The sequence below is a fragment of the Clostridium sp. UBA7503 genome (genome assembly GCF_002477055.1).
In the GTDB taxonomy this organism is placed as follows: Bacteria; Bacillota; Clostridia; order Clostridiales; family Clostridiaceae; genus Clostridium_J; species Clostridium_J sulfidigenes.
Map to the genome: position 1 here is coordinate 26,259 of NZ_DLNT01000049.1, position 7,604 is coordinate 33,862.

The following is a 7,604-nucleotide window of genomic DNA, read 5'->3' on the forward strand; positions in this document are numbered from 1 at the left end:
TAAAATAAAAAGTGTAAAAACTTTACACTAATCAATTAAGAATGGAGAAGTTAATATGAAACCAAAGGTGGCATTTATATGTGTTCACAATTCTTGTAGATCTCAAATGGCGGAGGCATTAGGAAGATTATATGAAGGAGAAGTTTTTGAAAGTTATTCTGCAGGGACTGAACTAAGACCTACAATAAATCAAGATGCAGTTAGAATAATAAATGAGCTATATAACATTGATATGAATGAGACTCAGAAATCTAAACTTCTAGGAGATATACCTGAAGTAGATATAGTTATTAAAATGGGTTGTAATGTTGTATGTCCTATTTTACCTGGAAAGCATATAGAGGATTGGGGATTAGAGGATCCAACTGGAAAATCAGATGAAGAATTTATTAAAACTGCTAAAATTATTGAAGAAAAAATTAAGAATTTAGCTAAGAGAATAAAAAATAAAGAAATTGAATTATAGGAGGTTTATCTTATGGGTAATAATAAAGGAAATGGTGGAAAAGGGTTAGGTATTTTTGAAAGATACTTAACTATATGGGTTGCCCTTTGTATTGTAGTGGGAATATTGGTTGGTCAGTTTTTGCCTATGATACCTAATACTCTAAATAAATTTGAGTATTACAATGTGTCAATACCTGTGGCTATACTTATATGGTTAATGATATACCCTATGATGTTAAAGATTGATTTTGGAAGTATAATTAATGCTACTAGAAAACCAAAAGGACTTATAGTTACTTGTACAACTAATTGGTTTATTAAACCTTTTACAATGTATGCTATATCAGCATTTTTTTTCTTTATTGTATTCAAAGGTATAATAGCACCTGAACTTGCTAAGGAGTATTTAGCTGGAGCAGTGCTTTTAGGAGCTGCACCATGTACAGCTATGGTATTTGTGTGGAGTCACTTAACTAAAGGGGATCCTTCATATACTCTAGTTCAGGTAGCAGTTAATGACTTGATTATTTTAATTGCCTTTGCTCCTATTGTAGCTTTTTTACTAGGGGTTGGAGATGTAGTTATACCTATAGAAACTCTTGTATTGTCAACAGTTTTATTTGTAGTTATACCATTAGTACTTGGATTTATAACTAGAACATTAATAATTAAAAACAAAGGTATAAATTATTTTAATAATGTATTTTTAAAGAAATTTGATAATGTGACTATAATAGGATTATTATTAACTTTGATTATATTATTCTCCTTCCAAGGTGATACTATTTTAAATAATCCTGTTCATATAGTATTAATTGCAGTACCGCTTGTAATTCAAACTTTCCTTATATTTGGAATAGCTTATATTTGGGCAAAACTTTGGAAGTTGCCACATTCTATAGCAGCACCAGCAGGAATGATTGGAGCAAGTAACTTTTTTGAATTAGCAGTAGCAGTAGCAATTTCATTATTTGGATTACAATCAGGTGCTGCATTAGCTACAGTGGTAGGTGTATTAGTAGAAGTTCCTGTGATGCTTACACTTGTTAGAATAGCTAATAATAGTAGAGGATGGTTTACTAAAGAGGGAGAATAGTTTAAATGTCATGTCTTAATAAATAAGTAATAAATTTGTAAGCATTAAGTAATAAATAATAATCTCATAAGGTTTAAAATAAGTATATGAACTTAAGGAGATGGTCTTATGAGAAAAAAGAAAAAGGTTAGAAAAGCAAGAAGAGTTATATTGAAATTACTAGTAATAGTTATATTAGGCATGTGTGCTACAAATTATTTAATCAATAAATTTCATTTGAAATCAGAGGGATATTTTATTATTAATGATTATGATAAAGTAGTGGTAAATAAAAATTATGGTTTAACATCAGATTATAAGCCAAAGGATTTAGTTTCAGTAAATATAGAATTCTTACCAGAATCCACAGAAGAAGAAAGATATATGACAAAGGAGTCTGCTAAGGCTTTAGAGGAACTAGTAGATGCTGCTTCAAAGGATGGGGTCTACTTACATGGTTTATCAGGCTATAGATCTTATAAAACACAAAAAAACTTATATGAATATAATGTGGAAACCCAAGGAAAATCTTATTCAGATAAATATGTAGCAAAGCCTGGAGCAAGTGAGCATCAACTAGGAGAGGCTATGGATTTAGCAACTAGTTCTGGATGGATATCTGAAGGATGTCCAGAAGCTAATTGGATAGCTATAAATGCATATAAATATGGATTTATAGTAAGATATGAGTCGGGAAAAGAAGATATAACAGGATATAATTATGAACCTTGGCATGTGAGATATGTGGGTAGTGAAATGTCAGAAAAGATTTATAATGATGGAATAACCTTAGAAGAATTTGCTGAAATTAATTAAAAAATATATAAACATAGAATAAAGCAAAAGATATAAAAATAATTTTATAACATTAAAGAAGCCAAGTTATATAAGGTAATATAGCTTGGCTTTTGCATTTAACATTATATTATATACTTTATAACTTTATTATTAAATATAGAGTCAATTTCTGAACTAAAAAAGTCTTTCATATCTTCTAATTGCTCTTTTGTATATACATATTTACCATATCCAAATTGTCCATATTTATATTTTCTTTCCTCATCAACCATAGGAAGTGTTGTTTCAGGAAATACTTCTAGAATTATATTTTTAGCTCTAGGAGTATACCTATGAGATATTATTTCAAAGGTAACAGGAGTAGTTAAGTTATCAGGAAGCTTATCATTAAGATTTAATAAAAGTTGTTTATAATCATTTTTCCAACCTTCATAAAGAAATACTGGTGCAATAATAAAACCTATAGGATACCCAGCATTAGCCACCTTTACACTAGCTTCTATTCTTTTATCTATAGAAGCGGCTCTATTTTCAAAGTCACTGATTACTTTATCTGTATTTAAAGTAAATCGAATTTCTGTATGACCCTTATGGTCTATATTTAATAGACTATCCACATCATTAAACTTTGTAACAAAACGAAATAGTCCATGATCACTATTAGCAAAGAATTCTATGGCTTTTTTTAAACTGTTAGTATAAGGTTCTATAGGTATAGGATCAGAGGTAGCAGAGCCTTCAAATAAAGTTTTTGAAGGTAATCTTTCTTTAATATATTCATTTGCTTGATTTAGAATATCATCTATATTTACATTAATCTTTATATAAGGTTTATCTCCTAGGTTTGTATTTAAGTAGCAATATTGACAATGAGCAATACAACCGGACACTAGGGGTAACTGCCAATTAGCAGAAGGTTTACAGGATTGAAATTTACTTCTTTTTTTTATACCCACAACTAAGGTATTCTTACCTTCACGATAAAAGCTATGCAAGTTTTCACCAGGAATTCTTTCCTTAATTTTATTAGAAGTTAATTTTATTATTTCTATATTTTTATTATCCTTAAAAGTGTTATAAATATTTTTGCCTATTTCATAATCCAGGGATCCTTTTTCAAATAATATTCTTTTAGGAATAAACATTAAGCTCTTTAGTAGAAGCAATGGCTTCAAACTAAAGGTCACCTCCTTTATACTTAATAGGAATATTCTTTACATATATGATAATATTATGTGTAATAGATGAAAGTTTTAATTTAGATGATATGGTATAATGGGTATAATTTACAGTGATACATAAATAGTTATCTAAAGGTAATTATAAAACATAGAAAAATAATTTTATAATGAAGGGGGTCATATTATTGTATATTAAAACTTTAGTAAATGGATGGAAAAATTCTATAAAAGATTCGGTAAAAAGATTTCCTATACCAATATTTTTATCTATAGCCGCAGTTATAACTTTAATCTATATGGGAGAAAGCTTTGGAAGTGATGAGGAATTAAGACGTGTTGTGATGACTTTAGTACTTAGTATTCCAGTATACATTTGTATTGAATTATATTTTGAAAGAAGAAGTAAATCTAATGAGAAGTTTAAATACTTAATTTATATTATTGCAGCTATTTGTTTAGTAGTCTACGTATATTTTTGTCTTGAAGATTTAAATATGGTTCAGGTTACTAGATATGTTGGTCTTATTATAATATTTATTACAGGGTTCTTTTTTACTCCATATATTTATAAGGATGGAAGTTTTGAGATGTATGTGATAAAGGTTTTAGGAAGATTCTTTACAACAGTTTTATATTCTATAGTTTTATATTTAGGATTAATAGCAATATTGTTCACCGTAGATTATCTTTTAGGAATAGAAGTTAAATATGAGATATATTATTATACATGGCTTATAGTTGTAGGAGTTTTTGCACAGTGCTTCTTTCTTGGTGGAATCCCAGAAAAGGAAGAAGTTATAAAGGTTGAAAAGTATCCAAAGGTGTTTAAGATATTAATGCTTTATATAATTATGCCATTAATTTCTATATACACAATAATCTTATATATATATTTTGCTAAGATAATTATTACTAGACAGTGGCCTGAAGGATTAGTTTCTCATTTAGTATTATGGTATGGAGTAATATCAACAGGAACCTTGTTTTTAATTTCACCAGTAAAGGAGAATAATCCTTGGGTAAGCAAGTTTGTAAAGACGTTTCCAAAAGCAATACTTCCTCTTATATTACTTATGTTTATTTCTATGGGAATAAGAGTTAATGCCTATGGAATAACTGAAAATAGATATTTTGTTTTAGCACTAGGGATTTGGGTCTTTGGAATAATGGTATATTACTCAATAATTAAGAAAGTAAAAAATATTATACTTCCAATATCTCTTGTTATAATTATTTTTATATCAATTTGTGGACCTTTGAGTAGTTATAGTTTATCTAAGTATAGTCAAAATAAAAGATTTGAAAAGTTCCTTATAAAAAATAATATGATTGAAAATGGTAAAATAGTTAAAGCTATAGACACAGTTTCTAAAGATGATCAAATAGAGTTCAATAGTATATTAGATTATTTTAATAGAAAACATGAATTAAAGGATATTAAATATTTGCCAGATAATTTTACTATAAGTGATACAGAGAAGGTACTAGGAATAACTTATTCTAATTTTAATTATGAAAGTAGATATGAACATTTCTATTTTACAAGTGAAGAAATATCAGAGCCTATAGAAATAAAGGACTATGATTACCTTTTTAATATTATAAGTTATCAAAGTGCTGATAATAAGAATTCTTATGGAATTACAGTTGACTATAATAAAGCATCTAATGAACTTAAGATATTAGAGAAAGGTAAACATATATATAATAAAAATTTAAATGAGTATTTTAATAAGATAATAGATAAATATGGTGTTAATAAAACAAACTCCATACCTGTAGAAGATATGCAATTCGAAGATGAAACAGATAAAGTTAAAGTTAAAATAAAAATTGATAACTTTTCTGGTCGTAAAGATTTAAATTATTACCAGATAGAATCTACAGAAATTCAATTTTCAGTATTTGTAAAGATAAAGTAAAAGAACAATAAAATTGTGTAAGAATAATTTGCCTACTAAATTGAAACAATATTATAGAAATAAACTTTAGGAGGCGTTTTTATGACTAAATTAAAATGTGATGCATGTAGTTGTGCATATAATAATGATTATTATTGCTGTATTGATTCTATTCAAGTAGGTGGAAGGGAAGCTACTCATAAATCATCCACTTGTTGTGATAGTTTTGCAGAAAAAAGTGGAGCTATGTCAAACAGTAATCAAAGACCTAATCCAGAAATGGTAGTAGGATGTGAAGCTACCAATTGTGTTTATAACGCAAACCATAAATGTGATGCTTCAGAAATTTGTATTTCTGGAGACCATGCATGTAAGCCTAGACAAACAGAGTGTGCTACATTTCATTGCAAGTAAAGATAAATACTATAAGTAAATATAAAGAACAAGCTACTACTATGAAATTTTATGATTAAGTTCGGTTAAATTTTATAGTAGTAGTTTTTTTACGTATACAAGTGTTTAAACAGTGAAACATATATAAGAAAAAGAGAGATATTGTAATAACCTATCTATTGATATATGATTAAATAAAGAGGGTTAACATAAAATTGAAAAACATAAGATATTTTTACAAAAATCAATAGGGTGAATTAAGGAGGAATGGGTTTGAAGAAGGAAATAAAAGATTATATTATAATAACTTTTGGATTAATTTTAATAGCTATAGGTATTCATTTTTTTCTGGTTCCACATAATTTAGCAGCTGGAGGACTTACTGGGCTTGCGATGGTAATAAACCATTATATTCCTAACCTTAGTATTGGTATTATAATGCTTATAGGAAACATATTTTTCTTCGTCATAGGCTTTATTTTTATTGGAAAGGCATTTGGAACAAAAACTATATATTCTAGTCTTATGCTTTCAGTAATAATATCTATTTTAGAAAAAGTAGCACCTATTAGTAAACCTATTTCACAGGATATACTTATAAATTTAATTTTTGGTATATTAATTGGAGCCATAGGTATGGCTATAGTGTTTAATAGGAATGCATCTACAGGGGGGACGGATATACCTGCTAAAATATTAAACAAATATGCCCATCTAGAAATTGGAAAAGGACTTTTAATTATAGATTTTAGTATAACCTTACTTGCAGTTATAGCATTTGGAGCTACTACAGGAATGTATGCTTTACTTGGAGTTATAATAAATGGCTCCATGGTAGACTTTGTTATAGATGGACTTAATATAACTAAGAGAATAGAAATAATGAGCTCTAAAACTGAAGATATAAGAAAATTTATTATTGATGAGCTGGGTAGAAGTGCTACTATTTATCGTGCTATAGGAGCATACAATTTAGAAAAAAGTGATGTTTTGATAACAGTAATGGGTAAAAAGGAGTTTATTAAGCTTAGAAATTTTATAAAAGAAGTGGATCCAGGTGCTTTCATCATAACCCATAATGTCCATGAGGTATTAGGGGAAGGCTTTGGTAATATACTAGACTAATTATATAATCAGTAAATTTCAATTAGGAGATTTACTAATTTTTTATTATATTTCTGATATATAGTTAAAAATAAGAATAACTTTGCCCATTACTCTAAGAAAGCTCAGATAAATATTAAAAATTTTTTTAAATTTGCTATAATATATATAACCACAAATTAAAAATATTAAATTAAGGTTTGAAATAGTTATTTAAGGGGTATATGAAGATGAGAAGAGGAAAGAAGGTATTATTAATAATTTAAGTTATAATAATTCTCAGACTAATATGCTTGGGATTATTTGGGAGAAGACTTAGTCCTAATGAGGAAGCTGAAATTATAAAAGAAGAATTAGTTCCTTTAAACGCTGTGGAGATTGGCAATGGTTTTGAAGATTTAAAGGGATTTAAGGATATATTTAAGGATAAACAAATTATAGCATTTAAATATCTTTAGAATATACTAAAAAGTATAGAATTAGCCATATACAGTGGACCAGAGCATAACATAAAAGAAGCTTTGAATATGGAAGGAAAATTATTAGCTGATAACATTATTTTTTATAATGGGTATGAAGAAGATTGTTATATGAAATTAAAACCTATAGATACATTTGATGGGTTAATATTTATTAGAGATACCAATGATATAAGTAAATTGAAATAAAAAATAGATGTACAACTTGTACATCTATTTTTTATTT

9 protein-coding genes are annotated in these 7,604 nt (G+C 27.6%); 8 read left to right on the forward strand and 1 reads right to left on the reverse strand.

Features of this window, described 5'->3' with window-relative positions; translation table 11 throughout:
- Positions 1-55 precede the first annotated feature (55 nt).
- The 3 genes from B3630_RS14940 (at position 56) to B3630_RS14950 (ending at position 2,338) form a co-directional block, all read left to right on the forward strand.
- On the forward strand, positions 56-466 hold the full coding sequence (locus tag B3630_RS14940; protein WP_346870736.1) for an arsenate reductase ArsC: 411 nt from the start codon (positions 56-58) through the stop codon (positions 464-466).
- A 12-nt stretch (positions 467-478) separates the two neighbouring features.
- Entirely contained in the window at positions 479-1,543 is a 1,065-nt protein-coding gene (arsB, locus tag B3630_RS14945) for an ACR3 family arsenite efflux transporter (RefSeq protein WP_346899536.1), read from the forward strand.
- A 108-nt stretch (positions 1,544-1,651) separates the two neighbouring features.
- Positions 1,652-2,338, forward strand: coding sequence for a M15 family metallopeptidase (locus B3630_RS14950; protein ID WP_346899538.1), 687 nt, complete (start codon positions 1,652-1,654; stop codon positions 2,336-2,338).
- 104 nt (positions 2,339-2,442) lie between these two features.
- On the opposite strand, the gene splB is transcribed toward B3630_RS14950, so the two are convergent.
- On the reverse strand, positions 2,443-3,465 hold the full coding sequence (gene splB / locus B3630_RS14955) for a spore photoproduct lyase (RefSeq protein WP_346899552.1): 1,023 nt from the start codon (positions 3,463-3,465) through the stop codon (positions 2,443-2,445).
- Positions 3,466-3,686: 221 nt separating this feature from the next.
- Between splB and B3630_RS14960 the strand changes: the two genes are divergently transcribed.
- From B3630_RS14960 to B3630_RS14980, 5 genes are all read left to right on the forward strand, one after another.
- A complete protein-coding gene (locus B3630_RS14960) occupies positions 3,687-5,423 on the forward strand; it encodes a DUF4153 domain-containing protein (RefSeq protein WP_346899540.1) in 1,737 nt (578 codons plus the stop codon).
- An 81-nt stretch (positions 5,424-5,504) separates the two neighbouring features.
- The gene (locus tag B3630_RS14965) at positions 5,505-5,816 is read left to right on the forward strand and encodes a DUF1540 domain-containing protein (RefSeq protein WP_346899542.1); all 312 of its coding nucleotides are present in this window, start codon (positions 5,505-5,507) and stop codon (positions 5,814-5,816) included.
- A 246-nt stretch (positions 5,817-6,062) separates the two neighbouring features.
- Positions 6,063-6,920 carry a YitT family protein gene (locus B3630_RS14970; protein ID WP_346899544.1) on the forward strand — a complete coding sequence of 286 codons (858 nt, stop codon included), beginning with the start codon at positions 6,063-6,065 and terminating at the stop codon, positions 6,918-6,920.
- 272 nt (positions 6,921-7,192) lie between these two features.
- A complete protein-coding gene (locus tag B3630_RS14975; protein WP_346899546.1) occupies positions 7,193-7,357 on the forward strand; it encodes a hypothetical protein in 165 nt (54 codons plus the stop codon).
- Between the two features lie 69 nt (positions 7,358-7,426).
- A complete protein-coding gene (locus B3630_RS14980) occupies positions 7,427-7,567 on the forward strand; it encodes a hypothetical protein (RefSeq protein WP_346899548.1) in 141 nt (46 codons plus the stop codon).
- Positions 7,568-7,604: the final 37 nt, after the last annotated feature.